We start from the raw sequence: 26,129 nt of genomic DNA on the forward strand, positions 1-26,129 counted from the left end.
TTCTAGATAGCCAAAAAAGAGCCCTGCTGAAAATTTCAGCTGGGCTCTTTCTTATTCGTCTGAAGTGATTTTTTTAGAAGGCGCCGATTCATTTCCAAAGATATTAACTGCCGTAACATAGTAGGAAGAGCTTGAGGCATCTGGATCTGTAAAGCTCTTTCGTTCAAGATTTGATACACTCTCAATTTGTTTGTATACTCCGTACGCATCGGCTTTATAAATCCGATAACCGACCACATTTTCATCACGAACAGCGTGCCACGAAAGAAAGTTGCCGCTAACACTAAGGTTTGTTGGTGCATCAGGTACTTCGTCAGGATTTACTTGTTCCTTTTTATCAGAATCGTCTTCTTTTAATTCGGTAGACACAACAAGTCTTTCTTCATGTGTCCCTTTCGACCGATTAAATGTGCCAACACATGTAATGAGATTCAATGTACGTGAATCAGTTGGTCCAAAAATCTTCTCAATTGGAGAATCATCATACGGGTATCTTTCTTTACCGGTTACAACGAAGGTCATTGTTGCACCATCTTGACCAGTTAAAATAATTTCGTCTCCTTTTGAAAGTTTTTCGAGATAAAAAAAGATCGCTGGTCCCGTTTTACTATCGACGTGCCCAGCAAGGACAGCATTTCCTTTTGTACCTGGCTTAAAGCCGGGCTCAAACCAGCCAACTTTGTTAATATCCTCTGGTACACCCATTTGTCCATTATCTAGAACGCCTACATTCTCGATAGCGGCTTTCACATCAATGGCGGGTATTGCAAGTTGCACTGGTTCAATTCCTTCTTGAACGTCCTGAGATTCTTTTGCTTTCTCAATTTTTTTCTTCTGATTATCTAGAAGTAAAAATTCATCCGATAAGACATCCGGTTTTTCAATTTCTTCTACTTCTAACTCAGATTGGTTTTCTTCGGTTATGTTTGTTACGGCTTCTTGCGCCGGCTCAGTATAATTATTGTTATAACCAGCAAGAACGAGCCAGATAATTGCGCCAACGACAAGCAACAAGATCTTCCTCACATTCTTCACCTCTTTTAGTTAATTTCTATCATATAAACATTTACTGACAATAGTCTTACAAAGCTAACGAAAAAAACGTCACTTTAGATCATTTTTTAAGAAAAAAATTAATCTGAAAAAGATTGACCTTCCCAAAGTATCGGTGTACTATGTAACTAATACACCAATACAATATGAGGAGTGATGAAATGATGAATTGGAGCGGGCTGTTACGAAAAGAATTTCGTGTAACAAGAACCCTTCTTTTAGGCGTCCTAACATTTGATTTACTGGTAATGATCGGTTTCTTCTTAGCATCAGAAAGGTGGGAATTCCCTTATTTAACTGCCATTATTGGTGGTGTCTTAACGGCGATACATGTTTTCTTTCTGCCCCTGTATTTATTGATTAGTCTTAACACAGAAGGAAGAAACCTACATCTCTGGCTCCACAATCCTCAATCTGGAGCTCGCTTACTTGGGGCTAAATTCCTGAATGGTTTATTAGCGATATTAATTTCAATTGGTCTTGTAAGTAGCTTATCACTTCTAGCTTACAACATAGAGACAAGTGCTTTGGAGCTTCCAATTGACAACGTATGGTTGTTCGGGTTTTACTTTTTAGCCGTCATTGTGACAGGGTCTATCTACATGGGGATTTGGCTTATCTTCTATTGGACGTTTTATCAAGTGTTGAAAACCTATATTGGCAAATGGGCGCTTCTCCTTGTCCTCGTACTTGTTGCTTTCATTAGTTGGTTAGGTTCGTGGTTTAGTGGAACCCGTCTTTCAGAAGTGCTTGTGGAGTGGGGGTATGTGCAACTACCTTCACCGTTAAATATGGAAGTTAGTCAGCAAGAGTTTGGTTTAACCGTTTCAACCTTTCCATTTCCGGTTGGTAACGTGGTTTTCGATATCATCACATTAGTCGTTATATTCTTGATTGCTTGTTGGTTACTTGATCGAAAAGTGGAGGTGTAACGGATGGGAGAAGAATTTAATCCCTCAAAGCCGATTTACCTTCAGCTAGTGGATCGCATTAGCTGGGAAATTATTAAAGGTGAACGTAAAACTGGTGAGAAGCTTCCTTCAGTGAGGGAAATGGCCATTCAATCAGGAGTAAATCCTAATACAGTATCGAGAACTTACAATGAACTGGAGAGGATGGAAATCGTGGAGACGAAGCGCGGACAAGGAACGTTTGTAACAGAGCAAAAAGAAAAACTAGTCGAACTTCGAGAACAGCTTAAGATTAACCACATCCAGAATTTTATTGAAGAAATGAAGCAGATGGGCTTTTCATCAGAAGATATGATTGAAGGTATTCGAACTTACGTTACGAACGAAAAGGAGAATCAATCATGATTACATTTGAGAATGTATCAAAGCGATATTTGACAAAACATGCCCTTTCAGATGTGAATGTTACGATTCCAGAGGGGAAAATCATTGGTCTTGTAGGGTCAAACGGTAGCGGGAAATCGACGTTCATGAAAATGATCGCAGGTCTTGTAGGACCTTCTGAAGGGAAAGTAATGATTGACCAAGAACCGGTTTCTAGGCGAACAGCCAATAAAGTGGCTTATCTTTCTGAATTAGATGCGTATTATTCATTCTTTTCAGTGAAAGAGACAATCGATTTCTTTGCTTCACAATTTCAGGACTTTGATGTAGAAAAAGCGAACGATATTGTTGACTTTATGGAGGTAGATTCGAGTCAAAAGGTAAAGCATTTATCGAAAGGAAATCGGGGGAGGTTAAAGATTGCGCTCACCCTGGCAAGAGAAGTGCCGGTTATTTTGATGGATGAGCCATTATCAGGACTTGATCCGATGGTGCGAGATTCAATTGTGAAAGGTTTACTTTCATTTATTGATTTAGAAAAACAAACGGTGATCATTACGACACATGAAGTAACAGAAATCGAACCTTTGCTTGAAACGGTTATTGCGATTCGAAATGGTAAGGTACTGGCTCTCGAAGATGTTGAAACCATTCGCGAGCGAGATCGCATGAGAATAGTGGATTGGTTGAAGAAGATGTACCAAGAGGAGGCGTAACATGGCTGTCAAACCAGTTGTTCAGATTCGAAACTTAACAAAAGTAATTGGTAAGAAAACAATTATTGATCAGCTTTCATTTGATGTCTATCCAGGGGAAGTGTTTGGTTTTCTAGGACCGAATGGAGCAGGAAAAACAACAACGATTCGGATGATGGTTGGGTTAATGAGAATGACGGAAGGCGAAGTTCTCATTGATGGAAACAGTATTAAAACAGATTACGAAAATGCGATTGTAAAAGTAGGGGCGATTGTTGAAAATCCTGAAATGTACAAATTTCTAACTGGCTATCAAAACCTTGTCCATTATGCTCGAATGGTCAAAGGGGTTTCAAAAGAACGGATTCAAGAAGTGGTTCAATTGGTTGGATTGCAAGGTCGTATTAATGAAAAAGTGAAGGGGTATTCTCTTGGAATGAGACAGCGTCTTGGACTTGCGCAGGCCCTGCTCCATCGACCTAAGCTACTTATTCTAGACGAGCCAACAAACGGGCTTGATCCCGCTGGTATTCGAGAAATTAGACAATATTTACGAACCCTTGCCAGAGAAGAAAACGTCGCCGTTGTTGTTTCAAGTCATTTGTTATCCGAAATTGAGCTCATGTGTGATCGGATTGGCATTATTCAGGCCGGTAAAATGATCGATGTCCAGCGGGTAAACGACTTTGTTCAAAATGAACAAGCGGTAATGGTTTCATTTGAAGTTGATCCAGTGGAACACGCCGTTCATGCTGTTAAAGCGAATTTCCCTGAATGTGATATTGAACAGGCGGATCGTAAGTTGACGATTAAAATCGAACATGAGCTTATTCCAGAGGTAACAGCCATACTGGTGGAAAAGGGTGTACGCGTTTATGGTATTCAATCCTCAGTGAAAACGTTAGAAGATGTGTTCCTTGAAGTAACGGGAGGTGAGCAGGTTGTCTAGTATGCTACATTTAATTCAAAATGAAAACATGAAGATTTATAGAAGAGTTGGAACGTGGGTGATGGTTGGGCTTGTCGTGGCCGCTGTTCTTGTAGCTGCCATTTTCACAAATATGAATGCAAGTGATGAGACCACGAACTGGCGCACTGATTCTGAAAATGCGATCCAGCAAGCGGAAGAAACGTTAAATAATTCAGAAGGAATGCCGAAAGCCTTTAAAGACAGTCAGGAACGTTCGATTGCGATCAATGAATATCGTCTTGAGAATGACATTCCGCCTTTAGAAAGTGATTCCATTTGGAGTTTTATGGATAGTTCAACTGGCGTAGTGAGTTTAATCTCCATCTTCACAATCATTATCGGAGCGGGCGTGATTGCGAGTGAATATTCGTGGGGAACGATTAAGCTCTTGTTAATTCGTCCAGCTTCACGAACGAAAATTCTAGCTTCCAAATTCATAGCAACGCTATTGTTTGCCCTTTTTTCTCTCGTTATCTTATACATTTCTTCTTTTATAATAGGTGGGTTATTCCTTGGTTTTAATGCCGTCGATCAACCATACCTGACTTATTCAGGTGGTGATGTGGCCGAAACGAGTATGGCAATTCATTATATTGTTGAATACGCGCTTGCAAGTGTGAACTTGCTTATGATGGTAACGTTTGCTTTCATGCTATCAAGTGTTTTTAGAAGTTCATCCCTTGCGATAGGGCTAGCGATTTTCTTAATGTTTACAGGAAGTCAGCTTACGTATATTTTAAGTCAGTACGATTGGGTGAAATATATCCTATTTGCAAATACGGATTTAAGTGTTTATTTCGATGGATCTCCTATTATTGAAAGCATGACGCTTGGTTTTTCCTTAATGACTTTGCTTGTCTATTTTATTGTTTTCTTATTATTGTCATGGCTACTGTTCACAAAGCGAGACGTAGCTGCATAGAAAAAAGCCGGTCATTGGGCCGGCTTTTTCGATGTCTTTTTTCGAAAACGGTATAAGAAAAATAAACCGATGATCAGAAGAGGTAAAAGAATGGGAGAAAGACCAATTAATAGAACGATTGTTTTGGAGAAAAACGCAACCAGTCTGTTTGATGTGGTTAGAAAGAGATGTTTGGCTTCAGAAAGTGTTTCGAAATCCTTTTTGGGAACCGGTCGTTTCGTTTGTTCAAGCGAGATTGTTATAGTAGAATAATCGCTTTGATTATCGAGATAATTGATTTGCCCTTTCAACTGTTCGACCTCTTCCTGTACACGAGAAAGTTCATTTGATATGGCTAACAGGTCGCCTGTTTTTGTTGCTTCGTTTAGAAATGATTCAAGTTTCTGTTGAACGGCTTCCTTTGCCTTTAATCGAGAAGATAGATCGACGTAATTTTCTGTTACATCCTTACTAGTAATGGATTTTTGCGGTTCTCCTTTTGTGAGAGTTTCTACCTTGCGTAGATAAGCGTCAAATTGAGATTGAGGAATACGAATGGTCATTGAGCCAATATAGGCGTTTTCCTCTGAAAAAGTGCTTTCTTCCACAACATAACCTTCAAATCGTTTGGTCGATTTCTTAATTAGATCAATTGTTTGTGTTAAATCTTCCACAGTTAAGAAAAGGTTAGCGTTAAAAATCACTTTGCGTTCTTTTAGCAATGGAGGCATTTCTTGTTTCTCTTCCTCAGACGACCTGTTTTCTTTTGCTCCACCACTATCACGGTTTTGTTCAGTGAAATGTTCAGTAGCCTGATCACTGGAGCTGTTTTCTTCATTTGAACTGCAACCAGCTAGCATTAAAATAGAAGTAAGGATTACAAAAAGCCATCTTTTCATAGCGATTGCCTCCGCTTCAGTTATTTGTGAATTAGACGGGATGAGAACTGCTTAGGTTACCGTTTCCATGATATGATAAAAAGTAACTGACTCAAAAAGGAGTTGCCTTTTGTGCTTTCAATCTTTGAAAATGCGAATATTATCGATTTGGTGATAACCGTTTCTGTTATACTAGGTCTTTTTCTAATTCGATTTCTCATTAAATTATGGCTGACAAAAAGGGAAACAGAAGAGGAGTATCCAAATGGAATCCGTCCAGCCTTCTTATCATTTATCAATTGGACTACAGGGTACGCCATTCTGTTATTTGTATTACTTTATTACTCTGATAACAGCTGGATGTTTAGTCCCTTGGTTGCTATTGGAAAGGTAGAAATTTCTCTCTTTCTTATTTTAATTGCCCTATTTATTATTACGCTTGCAAACCGAATCTCGAAAATCGCAACATCCTTCCTGATGCCCCCTGTTTATGATCGTTACAGTTTGGATACAGGACTGCAATTTACATTTAATCGGATTTTTCACTATACGTTAATGGTCGTAGCAGTCGTTATTAGTTTAACGACAGTAGGGATTGATCTTAGTGCATTAACCGTATTTGCAGGTGTTCTAGGCGTAGGAATTGGTTTTGGCATGCAAAATATCGCAAATAACTTTATCTCTGGTTTAATCATTTTATTTGAACGGCCAATTAAAGTAGGCGATCGTGTCATTATTAACGACATTATTGGTGACATTGAGAAAATTAATATGCGTGCAACCATTATTCGCACGTTAGATAATGAACGAATTATCATGCCGAATTCCTACTTCATTGAAGAACAAGTTGTCAATCATTCCTATGGCGATTCTCGGTTGCGGCTTGTCTTACCAATTGGTGTTGCATACGGATCGGATGTCGAGCTTGTTCGATCACTTCTTTTACAAGTAGCAGAAGAAGAAAAGGAACATTCGATGTATGTTCTTGAAACACCACCGCCTTTTGTGAATTTTCTTGGTTTTGGTGATTCATCGCTAGATTTTCAACTGTTTATTTGGATCTCGTCCCCAAAAGCAGCAGTAGAAACAAAAAGCAGTTTGAATTTCCGCATCAATCGGATTCTCACAGAAAACAATGTTGAAATTCCATTTCCACAGCGAGATTTACATGTGCGTAGCTTAGATGAAAAAGTGATTCAGCAATTAACAAAGCGATAGCGGAAACTCACATCGTTTTCACATCATTCTTACAAATTTCTTCGTAGGTTGCTGTCCATAATAGGTAGTGTAAGAACATACCTTCGAAGGGAGATTGATGAAATTGAACAAATGGATGATAGGAGTTGCATCGGTTATGCTTGCGGGAGGAATTGCTGGAGCTAATGTTTATGCAGCAGATGGCGAATCAACTGAAATAGATGAGGCAGTAGTGGGGCAGGAGGAAATGGCGGGACATGATGGTCATCATGGAAAAAGAGGTCACTTTAAGGGTCACTCTGAAGAGCGCGAACTGCGAATGGAAACGGCTGAAAAGAAAGATCAGTTAATTGATCTATTACTTGATCAAGATGCAAGCGTTGACGGCGTTGACGAGCTTCAAAAAGAGCTTGCCGATCTAAATACTCAGTTGGATGCTCTAAAAGAGAAATTCACAGCTGCCCATGAAGAAAAAGAAGCGAAGATGCAAGAGTGGAAAGATAGTGGAGAACGTCCGGAGTTAACGGAAGAAGAGAAAGCTGCACGTGAAGAGGCCCATGAAGAAATGAAAGCAAACAGAGAACAGGCTTCCGAACTGGTTAAACAAAAAAATAAGGTGCTTGATCAGCTAATTGAAAAGCTTAGCTAGTCATCATGAGAGATAGGGAGCTTCCCTATCTCTTTTATTTACGTTGCTACTATATAGATGAATTTACTGTGTGAGAAGCGTAGGATAAAATAGGAAGAAAGTATGGAGGACGAAAGAACGGAGTGAAGAAATGCCACACGTTTTTGTTATCGATGATGAACAAAACATACGTGATATTTTAGAAAAGTATTTAAAGAAAGAAGGATTTACGGTGTCAACCTTTCAGGATGGAGCTGAAGTGTTAAGTGCTCTTAAAACGAGTGAACCCGATTTATTCGTATTGGATATTATGATGCCTAATGTCGATGGACTTGAACTGCTTCGACGGTTAAGGAAGCAGTCTTTTATACCAGTTATCGTCGTTTCTGCAAGGGATGAAGAACTTGATCGTATCCTGGGGCTCGAACTGGGAGCGGATGATTATTTAACAAAACCATTTAGTCCACGTGAATTGGTTGTACGGATTAAAAATATATTTAAACGGATCGATCGAGTAGAACAGGGGCAATCTTCCTATCACATTCATTTGAAAAATGTCCAATTGAATAAGAAAAAACGACAAGTAAAAATCGATGATCAAGAATTAGCCTTAACACCAAAAGAATATGATGTACTTGCATTTCTTATTCAGAATCCCGGGCAACCATTCACAAGAGAAAAACTAATTGAAACCATTTGGGGATATCACTATGCAGGTGATGGAAGGTTGATTGATGATCTAGTCAAGCGGCTACGTAAAAAAATGGAACATGCGGATTATCAAATCGTGACCGTCTGGGGGTATGGTTATAAAATCGATGAAGAAGCTTAAAATCGGCACGAAATTATTTCTAAGCTACGTGATTTTAATTGTGGTTATCCTTCTCATTACAACGGTCTCATTTCGCTATCTTTTTCAAGAATACCTTGTTCGTGAAGCGAGGGATCAACTTCAAAAAGAAGGAGTTCAAATTAGTCATATGCTTGAAGATCGAAATTGGAAAGGAAATCAGCCGCCGAATAGTTTACTGGATCGTAGAAGAATTGAAATGGCGGGTAATTTAATTTCTTCTCAATTCATTATTTATAACCAGAATGACAGGGCGATTTATTCAAATGTCGATGATGACGTTCAATCGGAGTATGAAGAAAGTAAAGGGGAGCGATTTGTTACAGTGGAAGTGCCAATCAATGCCTCACGTGAGCAAATTGGCCGTCTTGTCCTTTTTACAAAGGTAGAGAGTTTAGAAGGCTTTAATCGAATCATCGAACAAGCCCAGGCGGTCAGCCTCTTTGTTTCTGCGGCGGTTGCGGTACTCCTTGCTGCCTGGATGCAAAGAGGCATAACAGGACCGATTCGTCTCCTGGCAAACCACATGAGACGATTTAGTATGCGAAAGCCACAGCCTCCACTAAAACTTAAGTCAAAAGATGAAATTAATGAATTAGCGGAAACCTTCGAAGAACTAACGGATCAGCTACGAAAGAATGATTTCGACCAAAAAGAATTTCTTCAAAATGCCTCTCATGAACTCAAAACCCCTTTAATGGCAATCCAAGGGAATGCGGAAGGAATTCTAGACGACGTGATTGTCGGAGAAGAGGTGGGGCATAGTCTTGAAGTCATCGTAAATGAAACGCAGCGACTTAAGAAAATCGTGCAAGATATTTCTTATTTAACAAGACTAGAAACAGTAGAAGAGGCTTTCACCTACAAAGTAGTTGACATGCAACTTATTATGAAAGAAGCGGTGACGGCAGTAAAACCATTAGCTTACCAGAACAAGTTAAAGCTAAAATATAATGGTGGTTGTGCGGTGTATGTAGAAGTAGACGCAGATAAAATGAAGCAAGCTTTCTTGAATATTATTGGAAATGCCCTACGATTCGCCTCTTCTTTCATCGAAGTTCGTATGCGGAAAGAGGAAAATCAGGTTGCGATCGAAATTCAAGATGATGGTACTGGATTTGGAGAGAATCCCGATCGTGTTTTTGAACGGTTTTATACAGGAGATCAATCTGGCTCTGGAATCGGATTAGCGATTACGAAAACAATTGTAGAAAAGCATCATGGTGAAATTTACGCAGAAAATCTTAAAAAGGGAGGAAGGGTTATCATCACGCTTCCTTTGCCACCAGGATGAAGGTATTACGTTTTGTGTTCATATAATTTTTGTAGAATTTCTTTGCTTTCTTCTTCGCTTAGAAGACCGAATTTCTGACAGAGCTGTGTGTAGCCAGCAAGCTTCTTAAAGCATGTCGTTTTTTTCATCACACTCACCTTTCTTTCCTTTGGGAAACTTTTTTAGGTGTTAACAATATATGCTTAAACGAAGTGATTGTGATAGGTGTTTGTCTTTAAAGTTGAAATAAATTCTCGTCAATGTAACAATAGAGCTTGTGCAAAAACGATGGGTCATGTAAGATGGTGTTATCAATATTTAGTAGTTAGATAATGTTTTTTATACTATATATAGGGTAAATCTTAAATAATTAAATAGTTGAGTATGCGGTGTCGTAGAACGACTTAAAAGGGAATCCGGTCTGAATCCGGAGCTGTCCCCGCAACTGTCGTGTGGACGAGGCAAGAAACCACTGGAGAATAATCTGGGAAGGTTTGCCAAGGACGAAGCACAAGCCAGTAGACCTGCCGTGTACTCAAAACGTTTCTATTCTTCGGGGATTGAGGGTGAGAGATGGCATCGGAAATGTGTACATTTGTGCACGTCTAACTTGTCGTTTTCTCCAGGCTCACTCTGCTAAGAGTGAGCCTTTTATAATGAAAAAAGGAGAGAGGTTAATGAGCACAGTGGTTGATACGAAGTTAACAAAATTAATAGAGGAAGTAAACGTTATTCTAAATGACTATCATTTGCAGACAAGTGAAAGCTTCCTTGCGAAAACAATAAAGGGCCTAACAGAAAAAGGTACGCAAAACGAGATTGACAATATCCTTGTGTTAAATGCATTGGAACGAATTACGGCAGAGGAGCCTGATTGGACTTATGTGGCGGCAGCTTTTCATCTACGTACGCTTTACCGGAATTCTCTTCGTAACCGAAATGAAAAGGAAGTATACGGGAAAGGAAACTTTTATCGGCTTCTACAACAGCTAACGAAGAAAGGGATTTATAACGAAGCCCTTCTTCAATCTTATTCGAAAAAGGAAGTGGATCAGGTAGCGACGTTCATCACTCCAACACGAGATCGTCTTTTTACATACATTGGCCTTCGTACACTTGCAGATCGCTATCTTGCTACCGATCATGAAAAAAATGTGTATGAATTGCCGCAAGAACGCTTTCTTGTCATTGCGATGACACTGATGATGAATGAACCGAAAGAAAAGCGACTCCACTTCATTGAAGAAGCTTACTGGGCGTTATCCAATCTCTATATGACCGTAGCGACGCCAACCCTTTCAAATGCTGGTAAAAGTTACGGCCAGCTTAGCTCGTGCTTTATTGATACAGTGGATGACAGCCTTCGCGGTATTTACGACAGCAATACGGATGTCGCAACCGTATCGAAAAATGGTGGTGGGATTGGCGCATATCTTGGGAAAATCCGTTCCCGTGGAAGTGATATCAAAGGATTTAAAGGGAATTCATCAGGTGTTTTGCCTTGGATGAAGCAACTAAACAATACAGCCGTTAGCGTGGATCAATTAGGTCAGCGCCAGGGCGCTGTTGCCGTTTACCTCGATGTCTGGCACAAAGATGTTTTTGAATTCCTTGATGCCAAGCTTAATAATGGAGACGAGCGCATGAGGACGCATGACCTTTTTACCGGTCTTTGCATTCCAGACCTTTTTATGGAAGCGGTAGAAGACCGGTCAGACTGGCATTTGTTTGATCCGCATGAAGTTCGTCAGGTGATGGGGTTCTCTCTTGAAGATGCTTATGACAAAGAAAAAGGAGCAGGAGAATTTCGCATGAAATATGCGTTGTGCGTCAATCACCCTGAACTATCAAGAAAAACCGTTCCAGCGATTGAAGTTATGAAGCGTGTCATGAAATCTCAATTGGAAACAGGTACGCCGTACATGTTCTATCGCGACACGGTTAATCGCGCAAATCCGAATAAGCATGCCGGGATGATCTATGCTTCAAACCTTTGTACGGAGATTATGCAAAATATGAGTGCAACGACCGTTGAAGAGGAAATCACGAAAGACGGTAAAATTATCATTACGAAAACCCCTGGTGATTACGTCGTTTGTAATCTATCAAGTATTAATCTTGGGCGTGCTGTGACGGCCGATGCGCTTGAGCGGTTAATTCCAATTCAGGTAAGGATGCTTGATAACGTCATCGACATTAACACCATTGAAGTCCCTCAAGCACAGCTAACAAATGAGAAATACCGAAGTATCGGTCTTGGAACGTTTGGTTGGCATCACTTACTGGCGAAAAAGGGGATTGTCTGGGAAAGTCATGAAGCAGCAAACTATGCAGATGAACTCTATGAAACAATTAATTACCTAACCATCCAGGCGAGCCATGAGCTGGCGGTTGAAAAAGGGAGTTATTCACTTTTTGAAGGGTCTGATTGGCAAAATGGGGAGTACTTTACAAAGCGCGGTTATACGAATGAAAAATGGAGCGCACTGAAAGAAAAAGTTCAGTCAAGTGGTGTTAGAAATGCTTATTTACTAGCTGTTGCGCCAAACAGTTCAACGAGTTTAATAGCCGGATCAACCGCTTCAATTGATCCGATTTTCCAAAAGGAATATTCAGAGGAAAAAAAGAATTATAAAATTCCCGTAACGGCACCTGACCTTTCCCCTGAAACAACTTGGTATTACAAGTCGGCGTATCACATTGATCAGCTGTGGAGTATTGAGCAAAATGCGGCAAGACAGCGCCATGTCGATCAGTCGATTTCATTTAATATTTATGTGCAGAGCACGGTGAAAGCAAAGGACTTGCTCAACATTCACCTAACGGCGTGGAGAAAAGGACTGAAGACAACGTATTACACTAGGAGTACTTCAGTAGAGATCGATGACTGTGAAAGCTGCGCAAGTTAAAGGAGGAGATCAAAGTGGGAACGATACAGAAAAGAAAACTCTATGACGTGTCTGCACCAAATAGCTCGACGGGCATAATAAACGGTGAGAGTTCAAATGTTCTAAATTGGGATGATGTCCGCTTTAGCTGGGCGTATCCGATGTATAAAAATATGCTAGGAAACTTTTGGACACCGTTCGAAATCAACATGTCAAACGACGTAAAGCAATGGGAAATATTAAATGAAGATGAGCAAGATACGTTTAAGAAAATCATTGGACTTCTCGCTTTTCTAGACTCAATTCAAACCGACTACTCGAGTAAAGTAGCAGATTATTTAACAGATTCAAGTTTATCTGCGCTCATGCAAGTGCTTTCCTTTCAGGAAGTTGTGCACAATCAGTCTTATAGCTATGTGCTTTCTTCGATTGTCAATAAACAGGAGCAGGATCGGATCTTTGAATACTGGAAGCATGATGAGGTGCTCTTAGAACGGAATCAATTTATTGCCGCCGGATATGAGGCATTTGTAGAAGATCCATCACCACAAACGTTTTTTGAATCGATCGTGTATGACATTATCCTGGAAGGACTTTTCTTCTATGCCGGTTTTGCTTTCTTTTATAACCTTGCTCGTAATCAAAAAATGGTATCAACTTCAACAATGATCAATTACATTAACCGGGATGAACAGCTTCACGTCACGTTGTTCGTAAACATCGTGAAGGAACTTTTCAAAGAGCACCCTGAGCTTAATACGGAAAAGAACCATGCTTTCATTACAAACACCTTCCGAGAAGCGGCTGAGCTTGAGATTAAATGGGGAGAGTATATTATTGGTGATCGCTTTCCTGGTATTACAATGAATGAACTAAGCGACTATATTAAATTCATGGCCAATACCCGCGTAAACCAGCTAGGCATCGAGCGTCCTTTTGAAGGATATCGGGAGAATCCAATGAGATGGATCAAAGCATATGCCGATGTGAATGCTGGAAAAAGTGATTTCTTTGAACAGAAGTCACGTCAGTATACAAAAGTTTCTGATGATAATGGGTTTGATGATTTATAAATCGACCGAAAAAGGAGGGAGTATAGTTCCCTCCTTTTTATTCTAATCCAAGCACGGTTAAGCTGTCCCCCCCAGTAAATTAATAAAGAAGCGATTTATGAAGAAGGGGAGATTGATGTTGGCAAACGATTATCAACGAATTATTTATGGCGGTGGCTCTATGATTCCAGGTGGATGGAATTTTCCACAACAATGGGTAGGACCAGGCGGACTTCCTCCTGGATACAATGGAGGAGGATGGGTACAGCCTTACCCCCAGCCTTATCCTCAACAACAACCTTGGCTTGGACCTGGTGGACTGCCGCCAACCCAGCACCATCTTTATCAACAGTGTTTGAATAACTGCTATCAAAATTATGGTCAAAATGATCAGATGTACCAGGCGTGTGTCTATCAATGTATGAGGCAATATGGCTACCGAGATGGGGGCTGCTGTCCCTGATAAGTTAGAGGAATGGATCGCTTATGAAGATCAAAAGCGTCTGGGAGAAAAGGCATCTGTGGAGCAGTATTTTGCACCCGAGTATTCTACACACACCTGGACACTTTTAGGCACACCTACGATTGAACCCTCTCACTGTTGAGCATATTCTATAAAGGGCGCGTTGTTCAGATTTCTGCAATTCGCCTTTTCTTTATTTAACTATTTTTGTTTCCTTGTTAACAGTAGATAACGATACATATATGATTTTTAGTAGCATAAAGCAATACAACTTCCGCTTTTTGTGTTAAAATTTTAGAAATTTCATCATTGTTTCGATCGTGTTTAGATAAGGAGATGTAACATGGGGAAGAAGCGTATTGTCGTTAAGATTGGAAGTAGTTCATTAACAAATGGACGGGGAGAAATTGATTTAGATAAGCTTATTGATCATGTCAATGCGCTTGCATTACTTCGACAAGAGGGACATGAAGTACTTCTTGTTTCGTCAGGCGCAGTGGCGGCAGGTTTTAAAGAACTAGGTTATCCAGCAAGGCCGGTTACGTTAAAAGGTAAGCAGGCTGCAGCAGCTCTTGGACAAAGTTTACTCATTAAATCTTATATCGAGGAATTCAATCAGCGAAACATTTCAGTCGCTCAAATTCTATTAACACGCCCTGATTTCTCGAATCAAGAACGATACAAGAATGCCTTTGATACGCTGTCTGAATTGCTGGCAAGAGGCGTGATGCCAATTATTAATGAAAATGATACGGTTTCAACGGAGGAGTTAAAATTTGGCGACAACGATATGCTGTCAGCACTTGTAAGCGGGCTGGTTCATTCGGATGAGCTCATCATATTAACGGATGTGAACGGCATCTATGATTCGAATCCGGCAACGAATCCGAATGCAGTCAAATACCAGTCTCTGGCAGAGATTGATGATACGATGATTGAACAAGCCGGTGGCGCCGGATCAAGTGCTGGAACAGGAGGCATGAAATCAAAGCTAATTGCAGCGAAGACAGCTTTAAACCTGAACGTTCGCGTCTTTATCGGTCACGAAAAAGGGAGCGAAAAGTTACTTCGAATTCTTTCTGGTGTTGGAGATGGAACCTATATCAGTCGAAAGAAAGCCACATCTTTCCCAATAAAAAAACAATGGATTGCGATGCACTCTCATGTATCAGGTCAGCTTTATATTGATGAAGGAGCAGAAGAAGCGATTGTTTTAAAAGGAAAGAGTTTACTATATAGCGGAATCAAGCAAGTGGTTGGATCTTTTGATGTTGGGGATGTTGTAGAGGTACACGGAGAGAGTGGAAAACTTGGAAAAGGACAGGTCCGATATTCGTCTGCATTCTTGGAGAAGGTGATTTACAATCAGGAGAATGAGAGCCCCACAGTAGAAGTGATTCATAGAGATCAATGGGTAGCAGGGATGATGAAGTCATAAGAAATCAAGAATAGAGATGCCCCGAATAATGTAGCGGGGGCATCTCTTTCTTCATTAGGACAATCATCAATATGATAATTCTGTGGATTTAGAACATAAAACCAAACGATGGTAGAATAAAGCTATGAATCTAATCGAAGGACTGGTATAGCATGCTATCTTTAGAAGATCGATTTCGTAAATTTGAATATCAGTTAACGGATCTCGAAGATCAAATTATTCAATATATTCTTCAAAATAAAGCGGAAGTTGTAAATATGTCGGTGCAACACCTTGCACGACAAACTCACACAGTACCCAATTCCATTATGAGGCTTATGAAGAAGTTGGAATACGAAGGATTTACGCAATTGAAACTTAGATTGAAAGATGAAATGGCAACGAAAGAAACAAAAAGCTCATCTTTTCAATATGAAATGGAACGAACGATGGAACTGACGGATAAGCGGTTGATTCAATTAGCAGGTGAATGGATCCATCAATCTCAACGTCTTTTAGTGTTTGGCGCAGGAGCACATTCGTATATAAGTGAATTAATTGTGATGAATATCAAACCATTTCATAAAGATGTTACTTTTTCTGAACATCGTCATGAGAACATGGCAGCGTTGCAGCATTTCACCAAGAAAGATGTTGTTATTTTGCTAAGTCAATCTGGAGAAACGCCGCAAACCCTTGATCTTGGTGAATATGCGAATAAGCAAGGCGCAAAAATTATCGGTTTGAGTCATATTGGAGAAAGTCGACTCAGCGAGATAGCGGATTTGATGTTATATTGTTATGCACCTAAAGAGGAAACGAATGGCTATAACACAACAAACTTTGTGCCAATGGCTATGGTCGCACGCTTATTAGTTGAATCCTATCGCAAGCTCTGTGTATAAATACACAGGGCTTATCTATTTTTAATTATTTTTGTGAATGCGCTAACAAAATAAGTGTTCAAGCATTAAATACATTTATGATGAAGTTGTAAGCGATTACTTGATGAGGAGGTTAAATAATGAATCTACAAAATGTCACTTCTCTCGATTTAATTAAAATTAATCAACATTACGCTACAAAACATGAAGCGATTGAATCATTAACAGAAGCGTTAGAAGTTGCAGGTAAACTATCAGATAAAGAACAATACTTTAACGCTGTTTTAGATCGAGAAAAGCTTTCACCAACAGGTTTTGAAGGTGGGCTTGCGATTCCGCACGGTAAATCGAAAGGTGTCAAAGAAGCAGCTTTCGCTGTAGCGACGGTAAGTAAGCCAATAGAAGATTGGGAAAGTGTGGATCCGACAAACCAGGTTGATTTGGTTTTTCTACTAGCGATTCCTGAAGCGGAAGCAGGCTCAACGCATGTCTCTCTTTTAGCAGAATTAGTAACGCGCCTTTCTGATCCCACATATAAAGACCAACTCGTTAAAATGAAATCACCTCACGATTTATACGAGGCTCTTGGAGACGCTGAAGATAAACTGGTAGAAGAAGCAGGTGAGGAAACTCGACCGCTTGTGTTAGGTGTTACGGCCTGTCCAGCAGGGATTGCTCATACTTATATGGCAGCAGAAGCTCTAATGAAGGCTGCAAAAGAAATGAATGTAAGAATGAAAGTAGAAAAGCAAGGTGCCAATGGAATTGAAGGTCGTCATTCGAAGAAAGACTTAAGTGAAGCAGTAGGCGTTATTTTCGCCAATGACGTAGCTGTTAAGGATCAAGAACGCTTCAAGCACTTACCAACAGTGAAAGCAAATGTTGCATCACCGATGAAAGATGGTAAAGGTTTAATTGAAAAGGTACTTCAAAAGAAACAATCTACTGCTTCAAACACGGAGCATCTAGACGACATGAGTGAAGATGAAGACCATAAGCCTTTTAAGACTGAAATAAAAGATTCGATCCTTACAGGAATCTCATACATTATTCCGATCATTGTTGCCGGTGGAATGATCTCCGCTTTTGCTACGCTTATTGCGCAAGGATTTGGATTAGAAGATGTGCTAGCAACCGAGGGATCGTGGTTATTCCAGATTAAAACGTTAGGTGGACTGTTACTTAGCACACTAATGGTTCCGATCCTTGCTGCCTACATGGCATACTCCATCGCGGATATACCTGGTCTCGGACCTGGATTTGCAGCTGGTGTTGCAGCCAATATGATTGGCAGTGGCTTCCTTGGTGGGATGCTTGGTGGTTTCCTTGCTGGTTATCTACTGAAATTCATGAAGCAAAAAATTAAGCCTAGTGGTACTTTTGCAGGATTTGTAAGCTTTTGGGTATATCCGGTTCTTGGTTCTCTTATTACTATCCTAATTATGCTATTTGTCGTAGGTGAGCCTGTTACGTGGTTAAATGAAACGCTAATCAATTGGCTTGATGGTATGACAGGAACGAATGCGATTATTTTAGGTGCGTTAATTGGAGGCTTTGTATCCTTTGATTTAGGCGGTCCAGTAAATAAAGCCGCGTACACATTTTGTATTGGAGCCATGGCGAGCGGCAACTTTATACCTTATGCCACTTTCGCTTCAGTTAAAATGGTTTCCGCTTTCTCCGTTACAGCAGCTACCATTATTGCGAATAAATCGTTTAGTCAAAGTGAAAAAGCTGTTGGGAAACAGACGTGGATTCTTGGTTTAGCAGGCATTACGGAAGGAGCCATTCCGTTTATGATTAATGACCCATTACGCGTCATTCCTTCACTTGTAGCGGGATCAGCCGTGACCGGAGCAATTATTTCTGTAGCGAATATAGGGTTAAACGTCCCTGGCGCAGGTATCTTCTCACTTGCTCTCCTTCAAGGAGGAACGGGCGGGGTTATGAATGCGGTCCTTTGGTTTGGTGCCGCAGTGATTGGTGCAGCCATTTCAACGATTCTTCTTATCTTAACGAGAAAACAAAAGATCAAAAAATATGGATATGAAAAAGCGTTAAAGCAACAAGCAGCATAATTATTAAATGAGGTGAGCAGCTATGACAAAAAACGTCCACATCGTCCCTCACATGCATTGGGATCGAGAATGGTATTTTTCAACAGAAGAATCACGCATTTTACTCGTAAATAATATGGAAGAGATTCTAACAAGATTAGAAAACGACCCTGATTATCCTTACTATGTATTAGATGGACAAACAGCGATTTTAGAGGATTTCTTTGAAATTCGTCCTGAGCAAAGAGAACGTGTGAAGAAACTTGTTCAAGCGGGTAAGTTGATCATTGGACCGTGGTACACGCAAACAGATGAGATGGTCGTTGGTGGAGAATCCATTGTACGAAATCTTTATTACGGTATGAAAGACAGTGCAGAATTTGGTGAGCCAATGAAAATTGGCTACCTTCCCGATTCGTTTGGGCAGTCTGCGCAAATGCCACAAATTCTGAACGGGTTTGACATTAAATATTCGATTTTCTGGAGAGGAACTTCTGAAAATCACGGAACAGATAAAACTGAATTCTACTGGTCGGCTCCTGGTGACTCAAAAGTTCTTGTTCAACTCATGCCGCTCGGGTACGCTATTGGAAAGTACTTACCAGAAGAAGAGGAAGCACTACAGAAAAGAATGGATAAATACTTTACGGTGCTCGATCGAGGGGCAACTGGCGATGACGTTCTGTTACCAAATGGACATGATCAGATGCCCATCCAGCAAAATATATATGAAGTCATTTCCGTATTAGAAAAGCTTTATCCAGAAAGAGAATTTTTCTTAAGCCGATATGAAGATTTGCTTGAGAGAATCGAGAAAAATGAAGGCCTTGATGAGATTTACGGAGAGTTTCTTCACGGTAAATACCAGCGCGTCCACCGGAGCATTTATTCTACGCGTGCGGATATTAAAGCGGCCAATACACGCATCGAGAATAAACTTACGAATCATCTAGAACCTTTAGCATCACTCGCCTACAAACTAGGATTTGAGTATCATCACGGTTTAATTGAGCCGATATGGAAAGAAATTATGAAAAACCATGCACATGATAGTATCGGATGCTGCTGCTCTGATAAAGTTCATGCGGAGATTATGGCGCGTTTCCAGAATGCTGAAGAACGGACAGATCGTTTAATCGATTTCTATAAACGTAAAATCACAGACCATATCAATACTGATCGAAAAGAGGATCGTCTTGTTTTCTTTAACCTTCTTCCTGAGGAACGCGAAGAAGTAACAACAACGACTGTCACGACAAAGTTTAGTTCATTTAAACTAATAGACGACTACGGAAAAGAACTCGAATACGAAATTCTTTCTACAAAAATTATTGATCCCGGTTTAATTGACCGACAAATCGTGCATTACGGAAACTATGATCCATTTGTGGAATTTACAATTGAAGTGAAAACAAAACTTTCTGGCATCGGCTATCAAACTTATTATGTGGTCGAATCGAATGAAAATCAGCTAGTTCTTCCGAATGAAAACCATCATACTGTTGAAACAGCTGCCTATTCTATTCAATTTGAACAAAACGGTACATTATCACTAACGGATAAAGAGACAGGTCAAACCCATGTAGGCGTTCTTGGGCTTGAGAATGTTGGAGATGATGGAGATGAATATGATTTCTCGCCATTAGAAGGTGAAAAACCTCGCTTTAGTGTCGATGAAATAAAAGATACTCAAATAAGCTTACAGTCAACCCAACAGACTCATCGTGCTACTATCACTTATCAATGGACTTTACCAGCAGATCTTGAAGCGAGGAAGCAGAATGGTAAAAGTTCTGCTACAGTTGATTTTCACATTGAGCTTACAATTCCAATCAAAGGTAACGTGATAGAGGTTTCCTGTAATGTGATTAATAATGTGAAGGATCACCGAATTCGCGTCTTACTTCCAACACAGATTGCTAGCTCATTTTCCTTTGCAGATCAACAGTTCGGAACGATTGAACGAAAAGTCATTGATGATGGAATGGCCGTTTGGGAAAAAGAAGGTTGGGATGAGCGACCGGATGCGATTTATCCTTTCCTTAGTTATGTGGGACTAGAAGATGAGAAAAAAACAGCCGTGGTCATGACAAACAGCGTGAGAGAATATGAGATTATTGGAGAGCGTTTTGATACAATTGCGCTCACGCTCTTTAGAAGCGTTGGTGTTCTTGGTAAGGAAGAGCTTGTTCGACGTCCAGGGCGTCCATCAGGAATTAAATTACCGACCCCGGACTCCCAAATGCTCGGCGAGTACCAATTTCAATTTGGATTCGCTTATGTAAAAGGCAATCGAGATGAGGCAAAAGTAGCTCAGCTAGCAAAACGGTATGTGAGTCCTTTCATTTCATATAATAAAATTCCTCATAATGCGATGAAACTGAATCAAGAAGATATTCAAGTCCCATCTGTCTTTACTCTCTTCTCATTTGAAGAAACGAATTTGATCATGAGTACATTGAAGAAAGCAGAGTTGGATGAAGGGCTATTGATTCGCTATTATAACCCAACAGCTCGTGAGGAAAAGGTACAGTTAGAGCATGAAGCCATTCAGCAAGTGAATGAAGTGAATTTAAATGAAATGAAAACGAATGCTTCTCACATTGAAACAGCTGTCGTACTGTCACCAAGTCAGGTGAGAAGCTTCTTGATCCAATAGTAAAAGGAGGTGGAGAAATGAATGTATTGATTGCGATGGACTCGTTCAAAGGTTCTTTATCCTCGAAGGATGCAGGTGAGGCGGTTAAGTTCGGGATTAAGCGAGTATTCCCTGATAGTGTCGTTGACGTTATTCCGGTAGCAGACGGAGGAGAAGGGTCATTGGAAGCGATCCAAACATTGCCGGGACACTTTGTAATGGTGCCGATCCACCAGCTAGACGGAAAAAAACGAAGCGCTCGTTATTATCGAACAGAGCAAGCCGCGTACATTGAATCGGCTGAAGCGGTGGGGCTGCATTTGATTTCATCAGACAACTTAGAACCTTCACGTTTAACAAGCTATGGTGTTGGTGAGCTGATCCAGGATGCTGAAGAAAAAGGCGCCAAAGACATATACGTCTTCCTGGGAGGGACGGGGACCACCGATGGAGGGTCGGAATGCTACAGGCCCTAGGGTATACGTGTTTTGATCATTCATGCGAAGAACTTCCTCTCCAACAGAATCCTTTACTAGACACAGCATCCATCCGTGAAAGTAGTAGTCAGCTTAATGCGAATCTTTATATCGTGACGGATGTGGACAACCCTTATGCAGGTCAAAGAGGAGCAGCTGCTGTTTTTGGACCGCAAAAAGGCATGAAGAAAGAAGAAATTCCGACTTATGATGCTGCTCTTCATAGAGTAGCAGATCTTCTTTCTCTTCCTCCTTCTCAAAAAGGAGCAGGAGCGGCAGGAGGGATTGGGGGATCACTCTATTCTCTTGGAGCGACTTTTGTCCCTGGAATTGAGTGGATGCTTGAACTGCTAAAAGTAGAAGAAAAGCTCGCAGTGGCTGACATCGCTTTTACTGGGGAAGGGCAAATGGATGATCAAACTGCTTATGGAAAAGTTCCGTCTGGAGTTGGAAAACTTGCGAAAAAACACAACGTCCCATGCTTTGCCTTAGCAGGGCAGGTTGTTGAACCGGTGGATAACTTGTATGAAACATTATCGGGAGTACTTTCGATTCAGCAAGGATGTCATTCATTAGAACATGCTCTTAACCCAGACGTAACAAAATCTCAATTGGCCTTTTCAGCGGAGCAAGTGATGCGTATCTGGAGTAGCGGAAGAGGTAACTAAAGCAAGGAAAGTCCCGTTCCTTTAAGGAGCGGGACTTTTCATTATTTCATCAAGGATTTCTCCATCAGTTCTTTATATGTTGAAATTTTCTTGGATAACATATCATCCGTTCCAAGAAGGGTCTCGATTTGATCACGAATAAACTGCCGATGATCTTCAAGGAGTCTAAGGCGTGCATTCGCAGTGTGTTCTCCTTCAAGAAATAACCGCGTATATTCTTTAATTTGAGAGACGGGCATTTGGGTTTCTCTTAATTTTTTGACGAACTGCAACCACTTCAAATGCTGCTCGTCAAATTGTCTCACGCCATGATCGTTACGAATCGGATCAATAATTCCTTCTTTTTCGTAATAGCGGAGAGTGTGGGCACTTATATCTACCTTTTTAGCAATTTCACTTATCGAGTACATTGAATCGCCCCTCGCTTTTTCGTTTCGTTTGACTTAGAGTGCACTCAAACGTCTACAATAAGATTGTATCATAATGAAATAAGTGGAGGGATTAACATGAAGTACACTGTTATTACAGGAGCAAGTTCAGGAATTGGATATGAAGCAGCGCTCGCGTTTGCGGCTCGCGGAAAAAACCTTGTGATTGCGGCGCGTCGAACTCAGAAATTAGAAGAGCTGAAAAGCGAAGTACAGAAGATTAATTCTGATCTTGATGTGATCATTCGTGAAGCAGATTTATCACTAAACGAAAACGTATATGCTTTCTATGAAAGTCTTGAAAATATTGAAATTGAAACATTTATTAACAATGCAGGCTTCGGTAATTTCGATCCGGTCGGCAAACAAAAGCTTCCTAAGATTGAAACCATGCTTCGTTTGAATAATGAGGCGTTAACAATTCTTTCATCCATGTTTGTTCGCGATTATGCGAATGTCGAGGGAACACAGTTAATTAACGTTTCCTCTGGCGGAGGCTATACAATCGTTGCTGATGCTGTGACATATTGTGCTACGAAATTCTTTGTCAGTGCCTTTACAGAAGGACTTGCTCAGGAGCTACAAGGACAAGGTGCGAAAATGCAGGCGAAAGTATTGGCACCTGCAGCAACAGAAACAGAATTTGCGAACCGAGCACGAGACGAAGATAACTTTGAATATGAAGGAACTGTGCCACAGTACCATACAGCTAAGGAAATGGCAGATTTCATGCTAGACCTTTACGATAGCAATCAAGTCGTTGGTATTGTTGATGGCAACACATATGAGTTTCAATTAAAAAATCCGATTTATCCGTATGTTGGTCCCAACCGCTAATCAAATGAAAAATCCTCCTGTCTTCGTGACAGGAGGATTTTTCATGTAATCTTCATACTGAATTTCTGGAGTAAATCCATTAACGTCGGTCTCTCATTTCCATCACGGCCGATCACATGAGTAGCCGATACTAATGAATTTAGTACCGCTTCTTCTGTCGCTTCACCAACGGCACGAAAAGCGGTATCGATTTCTTCCTCATGGATGGTTTCCAGTGTTTGAGTTTGTGGCGCATATTGATGATCGACTTTGTTAGCGGTGGAGAAGCCAATGATAATTTCGCCGCTTCCAGTTGTGATAATCGATCCTGTTCGAGCTAGTCCTGTGGATGCCCGTTTAATAATACGCTGAAGTTGGCGTTCTGAAACGGGGAGATCTGTTGCAACGATCACCATAACGGATCCCTTATCTTTTTCTTCCCATGTATGAAGCAATGTTTCTTTCAACGTTTTGCCTATTTTTTTTCCGTTTACTTGAAGATCACGAAGGATACCAAAGTTTGTTACAACAAGCACCCCGATGGTATAGCTACCGTGTTGAAGCTCTATTTTTCTAGAAGACGTTCCAATTCCGCCTTTTAACGAGTAGCACAGCATCCCTCGTCCGGCCCCAACGGATCCTTCTTCAAAAGTAGTCGAAGCATTTGCGATCGCTTCGTGAACATGATGCCTTTGAACGTGACGTCCTCGGATATCGTTTAAAAACATGTCGTTGCATTCGCCAATAATAGGATTAACAGTTCCAGTTGTATCGCCAATTTCATGGTTTTGTTCAAGCATATAATCAAACACAGCATCTGCAGCCGTTCCAATGCTTAATGTATTTGTCAAAATGATCGGTGTCTCAAGGTTACCAAGCTCATCCAGCTGAATCGTGCCCATTGTTTTACCAAACCCGTTAAGAATATAGCTTGATGCAATTACTTTCTGCTGAAACAGATTCCCTTGATGCGGAAGGATCGCTGTTACGCCAGTTTGAACCTGTCCATCATTTAATGTTACATGGCCGACGGTTACTCCTTCGACATCTGTAATGGCATTTTTTTCACCGGGCTCCATTTCTCCGGTAGTAACGCCGTAATCTCGCAATCTTTTCTGTCTCACATGATCACTCCTCTTTTCTACTAGTTTACTATTATTTCTAGTTGATCCAAGTCCCTGAAGCAAATGTTAACTGTAAAATATGGTATAATTGACGAGACGTATAGAGAATGTGTGAACAGATAACTAGTAGAAAAGAGTGAAATAGAATGGGTCGTAAATGGAATAACATTAAGGAAAAGAAAGCATCTAAGGATGCGAATACAAGTCGAATTTATGCAAAGTTTGGTCGAGAAATTTATGTAGCGGCAAAGCAAGGCGAACCAGATCCAGTAGCGAACCAAGCGCTGCGCTTAGTTCTTGAACGTGCGAAAACATACAACGTACCAAAAGCCATCATTGACCGTGCGATTGAAAAAGCCAAAGGCGGAGCAGATGAAAATTACGATACGCTTCGTTACGAAGGGTTTGGTCCAAGCGGATCAATGGTAATCGTAGATACATTAACAAATAACGTGAATCGCACAGCTTCTGACGTTCGCTCTACTTTTGGTAAAAACGGTGGAAACATGGGTGTGAACGGTTCTGTTGCTTACATGTTTGAGGCAACAGCCGTATTCGGCATTGAAGGCAAATCAGCAGATGAAGTTCTTGAACTGTTAATGGAAGCAGATCTTGATGTGCGTGACATTATGGAAGAGGATGACGTCGTGATTGTCTATGCTGAACCAGATCAGTTCCATGCGGTGCAGGAAGCATTTAAAAATGCGGGGATTACTGAGTTCACCGTAGCTGAACTTACGATGCTTGCACAAAATGATGTAGAGCTTTCTGGCGAAGATCAAGAGCAGTTTTTGAAAATGATCGATGCACTTGAAGAGTTGGAAGATGTGCAGCAGGTTTATCATAACGTAGATCTTGGTGAAGAATAAAAAAAGAAAAAAAGAAAAAAAGGGGCTTCCGGATAACGGAAGTCCCTTTTTAAATATGGAACGAAATTCAGTTATGAAAAATGTTCCTTTTTTCTGCGTTTCTTCTGTAAGTGATTTTGGAATATTATGTTAAAATAAGTGGTGAAGGTCAATAGAGGAATTGTTCAATTAAAGGGCAGGATTGTTGAACAGTAAGCAATGAACAATAGGGGGGTGAAAAATGGATTGGGACACATTGCCTAATTGGTTTTGGGTAATATATTACTTGTTTTTATTAACAACATTAGGAACAACTATATACAGCGTTGTGAAAAGGAAAATGAAAGGTTTGTCAATTGTAGCTATTCTGTTCACTGTTACAGTTCCAATAATTGTCCTCATAAATAGTATTGGTAGAGCAGAAGAAATGAATGAGTTTGAACATTTAGTTAGTCAATTACAACAAGGTGCTTTATGGTCATATTTCACAAGTATAGGTTATTTGTTTCTGTTAATATGGTGGGTTTTGTTCCTATTCAAAAGCAGAGCAAACTACACGTCTTATTAAATTAACTCGGAGCTAATCTGTAATAAGAATAGCTGCAACTAGTTAAAGAATAAACAGACTTA

The 26,129-nt window shown here is 40.4% G+C and carries 25 protein-coding genes, 1 pseudogene and 1 riboswitch; of the genes and pseudogenes, 21 read left to right on the forward strand and 5 right to left on the reverse strand.

Going from position 1 to position 26,129, the window contains the following annotated elements; translation table 11 throughout:
- Positions 1–51: 51 nt before the first annotated feature.
- Positions 52–1,026: a class F sortase gene (locus LCL91_RS10670; RefSeq protein ID WP_224882263.1), complete on the reverse strand. Its 975-nt coding sequence runs from the start codon at positions 1,024–1,026 to the stop codon at positions 52–54.
- Positions 1,027–1,214: 188 nt separating this feature from the next.
- Here LCL91_RS10670 and LCL91_RS10675 point away from each other — a divergent pair, with 188 nt between their 5' ends.
- Genes LCL91_RS10675 through LCL91_RS10695 form a run of 5 tightly spaced genes read left to right on the forward strand, consistent with a single transcriptional unit; the run spans position 1,215 to position 4,935 of the window.
- A complete protein-coding gene (locus LCL91_RS10675; RefSeq protein ID WP_224882264.1) occupies positions 1,215–1,985 on the forward strand; it encodes a hypothetical protein in 771 nt (256 codons plus the stop codon).
- A gap of 3 nt (positions 1,986–1,988) precedes the next feature.
- Positions 1,989–2,369, forward strand: a complete 381-nt coding sequence (locus LCL91_RS10680) for a GntR family transcriptional regulator (RefSeq protein WP_160917789.1) — start codon at positions 1,989–1,991, stop codon at positions 2,367–2,369.
- Positions 2,366–3,064, forward strand: a complete 699-nt coding sequence (locus tag LCL91_RS10685) for an ATP-binding cassette domain-containing protein (protein WP_224882265.1) — start codon at positions 2,366–2,368, stop codon at positions 3,062–3,064. Before LCL91_RS10680 ends, LCL91_RS10685 begins: the two co-directional genes overlap by 4 nt.
- A 1-nt stretch (position 3,065) precedes the next feature.
- Entirely contained in the window at positions 3,066–3,992 is a 927-nt protein-coding gene (locus tag LCL91_RS10690) for an ABC transporter ATP-binding protein (protein ID WP_224882266.1), read from the forward strand.
- Position 3,993: 1 nt separating this feature from the next.
- Positions 3,994–4,935: an ABC transporter permease gene (locus LCL91_RS10695; RefSeq protein WP_369522950.1), complete on the forward strand. Its 942-nt coding sequence runs from the start codon at positions 3,994–3,996 to the stop codon at positions 4,933–4,935.
- Positions 4,936–4,946: 11 nt separating this feature from the next.
- Here the strand turns inward: LCL91_RS10695 and LCL91_RS10700 are convergent, their stop codons facing one another.
- Positions 4,947–5,813: a DUF4349 domain-containing protein gene (locus LCL91_RS10700; RefSeq protein WP_224882268.1), complete on the reverse strand. Its 867-nt coding sequence runs from the start codon at positions 5,811–5,813 to the stop codon at positions 4,947–4,949.
- 111 nt (positions 5,814–5,924) lie between these two features.
- Here LCL91_RS10700 and LCL91_RS10705 point away from each other — a divergent pair, with 111 nt between their 5' ends.
- The 4 genes from LCL91_RS10705 to LCL91_RS10720 all read left to right on the forward strand — a co-directional run bounded on the left by LCL91_RS10705 (position 5,925) and on the right by LCL91_RS10720 (position 9,761).
- Positions 5,925–7,010 carry a mechanosensitive ion channel family protein gene (locus LCL91_RS10705; RefSeq protein ID WP_224882270.1) on the forward strand — a complete coding sequence of 362 codons (1,086 nt, stop codon included), beginning with the start codon at positions 5,925–5,927 and terminating at the stop codon, positions 7,008–7,010.
- 103 nt (positions 7,011–7,113) lie between these two features.
- Entirely contained in the window at positions 7,114–7,638 is a 525-nt protein-coding gene (locus LCL91_RS10710; RefSeq protein WP_224882272.1) for a hypothetical protein, read from the forward strand.
- A gap of 130 nt (positions 7,639–7,768) precedes the next feature.
- Positions 7,769–8,449, forward strand: coding sequence for a response regulator transcription factor (locus LCL91_RS10715; protein ID WP_224882275.1), 681 nt, complete (start codon positions 7,769–7,771; stop codon positions 8,447–8,449).
- A complete protein-coding gene (locus LCL91_RS10720) occupies positions 8,436–9,761 on the forward strand; it encodes a sensor histidine kinase (protein WP_224882276.1) in 1,326 nt (441 codons plus the stop codon). The genes LCL91_RS10715 and LCL91_RS10720 overlap by 14 nt, the downstream gene beginning before the upstream one ends.
- A gap of 5 nt (positions 9,762–9,766) precedes the next feature.
- On the opposite strand, the gene LCL91_RS22030 is transcribed toward LCL91_RS10720, so the two are convergent.
- The gene (locus LCL91_RS22030) at positions 9,767–9,889 is read right to left on the reverse strand and encodes a hypothetical protein (protein WP_255639996.1); all 123 of its coding nucleotides are present in this window, start codon (positions 9,887–9,889) and stop codon (positions 9,767–9,769) included.
- Positions 9,890–10,110: 221 nt separating this feature from the next.
- A riboswitch (cobalamin riboswitch) is annotated at positions 10,111–10,286 on the forward strand.
- Positions 10,287–10,417: 131 nt separating this feature from the next.
- Between LCL91_RS22030 and LCL91_RS10725 the strand changes: the two genes are divergently transcribed.
- From LCL91_RS10725 to LCL91_RS10765, 9 genes and pseudogenes are all read left to right on the forward strand, one after another.
- Positions 10,418–12,649, forward strand: a complete 2,232-nt coding sequence (locus LCL91_RS10725; protein ID WP_224882277.1) for a ribonucleoside-diphosphate reductase subunit alpha — start codon at positions 10,418–10,420, stop codon at positions 12,647–12,649.
- Between the two features lie 14 nt (positions 12,650–12,663).
- The gene (locus tag LCL91_RS10730; RefSeq protein WP_224882278.1) at positions 12,664–13,701 is read left to right on the forward strand and encodes a ribonucleotide-diphosphate reductase subunit beta; all 1,038 of its coding nucleotides are present in this window, start codon (positions 12,664–12,666) and stop codon (positions 13,699–13,701) included.
- Positions 13,702–13,819: 118 nt separating this feature from the next.
- Positions 13,820–14,143: a hypothetical protein gene (locus tag LCL91_RS10735; protein WP_224882279.1), complete on the forward strand. Its 324-nt coding sequence runs from the start codon at positions 13,820–13,822 to the stop codon at positions 14,141–14,143.
- Entirely contained in the window at positions 14,112–14,285 is a 174-nt protein-coding gene (locus tag LCL91_RS10740; protein WP_224882281.1) for a hypothetical protein, read from the forward strand. Before LCL91_RS10735 ends, LCL91_RS10740 begins: the two co-directional genes overlap by 32 nt.
- A gap of 201 nt (positions 14,286–14,486) precedes the next feature.
- A complete protein-coding gene (proB, locus tag LCL91_RS10745; RefSeq protein WP_224882283.1) occupies positions 14,487–15,581 on the forward strand; it encodes a glutamate 5-kinase in 1,095 nt (364 codons plus the stop codon).
- A gap of 152 nt (positions 15,582–15,733) precedes the next feature.
- On the forward strand, positions 15,734–16,465 hold the full coding sequence (locus LCL91_RS10750) for a MurR/RpiR family transcriptional regulator (RefSeq protein ID WP_224882286.1): 732 nt from the start codon (positions 15,734–15,736) through the stop codon (positions 16,463–16,465).
- Positions 16,466–16,584: 119 nt separating this feature from the next.
- Positions 16,585–18,522: a PTS 2-O-a-mannosyl-D-glycerate transporter subunit IIABC gene (gene mngA, locus LCL91_RS10755; RefSeq protein WP_224882288.1), complete on the forward strand. Its 1,938-nt coding sequence runs from the start codon at positions 16,585–16,587 to the stop codon at positions 18,520–18,522.
- Between the two features lie 22 nt (positions 18,523–18,544).
- Entirely contained in the window at positions 18,545–21,160 is a 2,616-nt protein-coding gene (gene mngB / locus LCL91_RS10760; RefSeq protein WP_224882289.1) for a mannosylglycerate hydrolase, read from the forward strand.
- Between the two features lie 35 nt (positions 21,161–21,195).
- Positions 21,196–22,283: pseudogene (locus LCL91_RS10765) on the forward strand (glycerate kinase).
- A 41-nt stretch (positions 22,284–22,324) separates the two neighbouring features.
- Here the strand turns inward: LCL91_RS10765 and LCL91_RS10770 are convergent.
- Entirely contained in the window at positions 22,325–22,693 is a 369-nt protein-coding gene (locus LCL91_RS10770) for a MerR family transcriptional regulator (protein ID WP_224882290.1), read from the reverse strand.
- 96 nt (positions 22,694–22,789) lie between these two features.
- Between LCL91_RS10770 and LCL91_RS10775 the strand changes: the two genes are divergently transcribed.
- Entirely contained in the window at positions 22,790–23,548 is a 759-nt protein-coding gene (locus tag LCL91_RS10775) for an SDR family NAD(P)-dependent oxidoreductase (protein WP_224882291.1), read from the forward strand.
- Between the two features lie 41 nt (positions 23,549–23,589).
- On the opposite strand, the gene LCL91_RS10780 is transcribed toward LCL91_RS10775, so the two are convergent.
- A complete protein-coding gene (locus LCL91_RS10780; protein ID WP_224882359.1) occupies positions 23,590–24,606 on the reverse strand; it encodes a P1 family peptidase in 1,017 nt (338 codons plus the stop codon).
- 191 nt (positions 24,607–24,797) lie between these two features.
- Here LCL91_RS10780 and LCL91_RS10785 point away from each other — a divergent pair, with 191 nt between their 5' ends.
- Positions 24,798–25,520, forward strand: coding sequence for a YebC/PmpR family DNA-binding transcriptional regulator (locus LCL91_RS10785; protein ID WP_224882292.1), 723 nt, complete (start codon positions 24,798–24,800; stop codon positions 25,518–25,520).
- A gap of 220 nt (positions 25,521–25,740) precedes the next feature.
- A complete protein-coding gene (locus tag LCL91_RS10790) occupies positions 25,741–26,067 on the forward strand; it encodes a hypothetical protein (protein ID WP_224882293.1) in 327 nt (108 codons plus the stop codon).
- The last annotated feature ends 62 nt before the right edge of the window (positions 26,068–26,129 follow it).

The sequence above is a fragment of the Guptibacillus hwajinpoensis genome (assembly GCF_020171785.1).
In the GTDB taxonomy this organism is placed as follows: domain Bacteria; phylum Bacillota; class Bacilli; order Bacillales; family Guptibacillaceae; genus Guptibacillus; species Guptibacillus sedimenti.

What these genes read in the sequence shown, in the direction of transcription:
- proB (WP_224882283.1), top strand. Translation starts at nt 14,487, where the DNA reads ATGGGGAAGAAGCGTATTGTCGTTAAGATTGGAAGTAGTTCATTAACA.
- LCL91_RS10725 (WP_224882277.1), top strand. Translation starts at nt 10,418, where the DNA reads ATGAGCACAGTGGTTGATACGAAGTTAACAAAATTAATAGAGGAAGTA.
- LCL91_RS10770 (WP_224882290.1), bottom strand. Translation starts at nt 22,693, where the DNA reads ATGTACTCGATAAGTGAAATTGCTAAAAAGGTAGATATAAGTGCCCAC.
- LCL91_RS10750 (WP_224882286.1), top strand. Translation starts at nt 15,734, where the DNA reads ATGCTATCTTTAGAAGATCGATTTCGTAAATTTGAATATCAGTTAACG.
- LCL91_RS10720 (WP_224882276.1), top strand. Translation starts at nt 8,436, where the DNA reads ATGAAGAAGCTTAAAATCGGCACGAAATTATTTCTAAGCTACGTGATT.
- LCL91_RS10690 (WP_224882266.1), top strand. Translation starts at nt 3,066, where the DNA reads ATGGCTGTCAAACCAGTTGTTCAGATTCGAAACTTAACAAAAGTAATT.
- LCL91_RS10775 (WP_224882291.1), top strand. Translation starts at nt 22,790, where the DNA reads ATGAAGTACACTGTTATTACAGGAGCAAGTTCAGGAATTGGATATGAA.
- LCL91_RS10740 (WP_224882281.1), top strand. Translation starts at nt 14,112, where the DNA reads ATGGCTACCGAGATGGGGGCTGCTGTCCCTGATAAGTTAGAGGAATGG.
- LCL91_RS10780 (WP_224882359.1), bottom strand. Translation starts at nt 24,606, where the DNA reads ATGGAGCCCGGTGAAAAAAATGCCATTACAGATGTCGAAGGAGTAACC.
- LCL91_RS10715 (WP_224882275.1), top strand. Translation starts at nt 7,769, where the DNA reads ATGCCACACGTTTTTGTTATCGATGATGAACAAAACATACGTGATATT.
- LCL91_RS22030 (WP_255639996.1), bottom strand. Translation starts at nt 9,889, where the DNA reads ATGAAAAAAACGACATGCTTTAAGAAGCTTGCTGGCTACACACAGCTC.
- LCL91_RS10685 (WP_224882265.1), top strand. Translation starts at nt 2,366, where the DNA reads ATGATTACATTTGAGAATGTATCAAAGCGATATTTGACAAAACATGCC.
- mngA (WP_224882288.1), top strand. Translation starts at nt 16,585, where the DNA reads ATGAATCTACAAAATGTCACTTCTCTCGATTTAATTAAAATTAATCAA.
- LCL91_RS10785 (WP_224882292.1), top strand. Translation starts at nt 24,798, where the DNA reads ATGGGTCGTAAATGGAATAACATTAAGGAAAAGAAAGCATCTAAGGAT.
- mngB (WP_224882289.1), top strand. Translation starts at nt 18,545, where the DNA reads ATGACAAAAAACGTCCACATCGTCCCTCACATGCATTGGGATCGAGAA.
- LCL91_RS10680 (WP_160917789.1), top strand. Translation starts at nt 1,989, where the DNA reads ATGGGAGAAGAATTTAATCCCTCAAAGCCGATTTACCTTCAGCTAGTG.
- LCL91_RS10700 (WP_224882268.1), bottom strand. Translation starts at nt 5,813, where the DNA reads ATGAAAAGATGGCTTTTTGTAATCCTTACTTCTATTTTAATGCTAGCT.
- LCL91_RS10695 (WP_369522950.1), top strand. Translation starts at nt 3,994, where the DNA reads ATGCTACATTTAATTCAAAATGAAAACATGAAGATTTATAGAAGAGTT.
- LCL91_RS10675 (WP_224882264.1), top strand. Translation starts at nt 1,215, where the DNA reads ATGATGAATTGGAGCGGGCTGTTACGAAAAGAATTTCGTGTAACAAGA.
- LCL91_RS10790 (WP_224882293.1), top strand. Translation starts at nt 25,741, where the DNA reads ATGGATTGGGACACATTGCCTAATTGGTTTTGGGTAATATATTACTTG.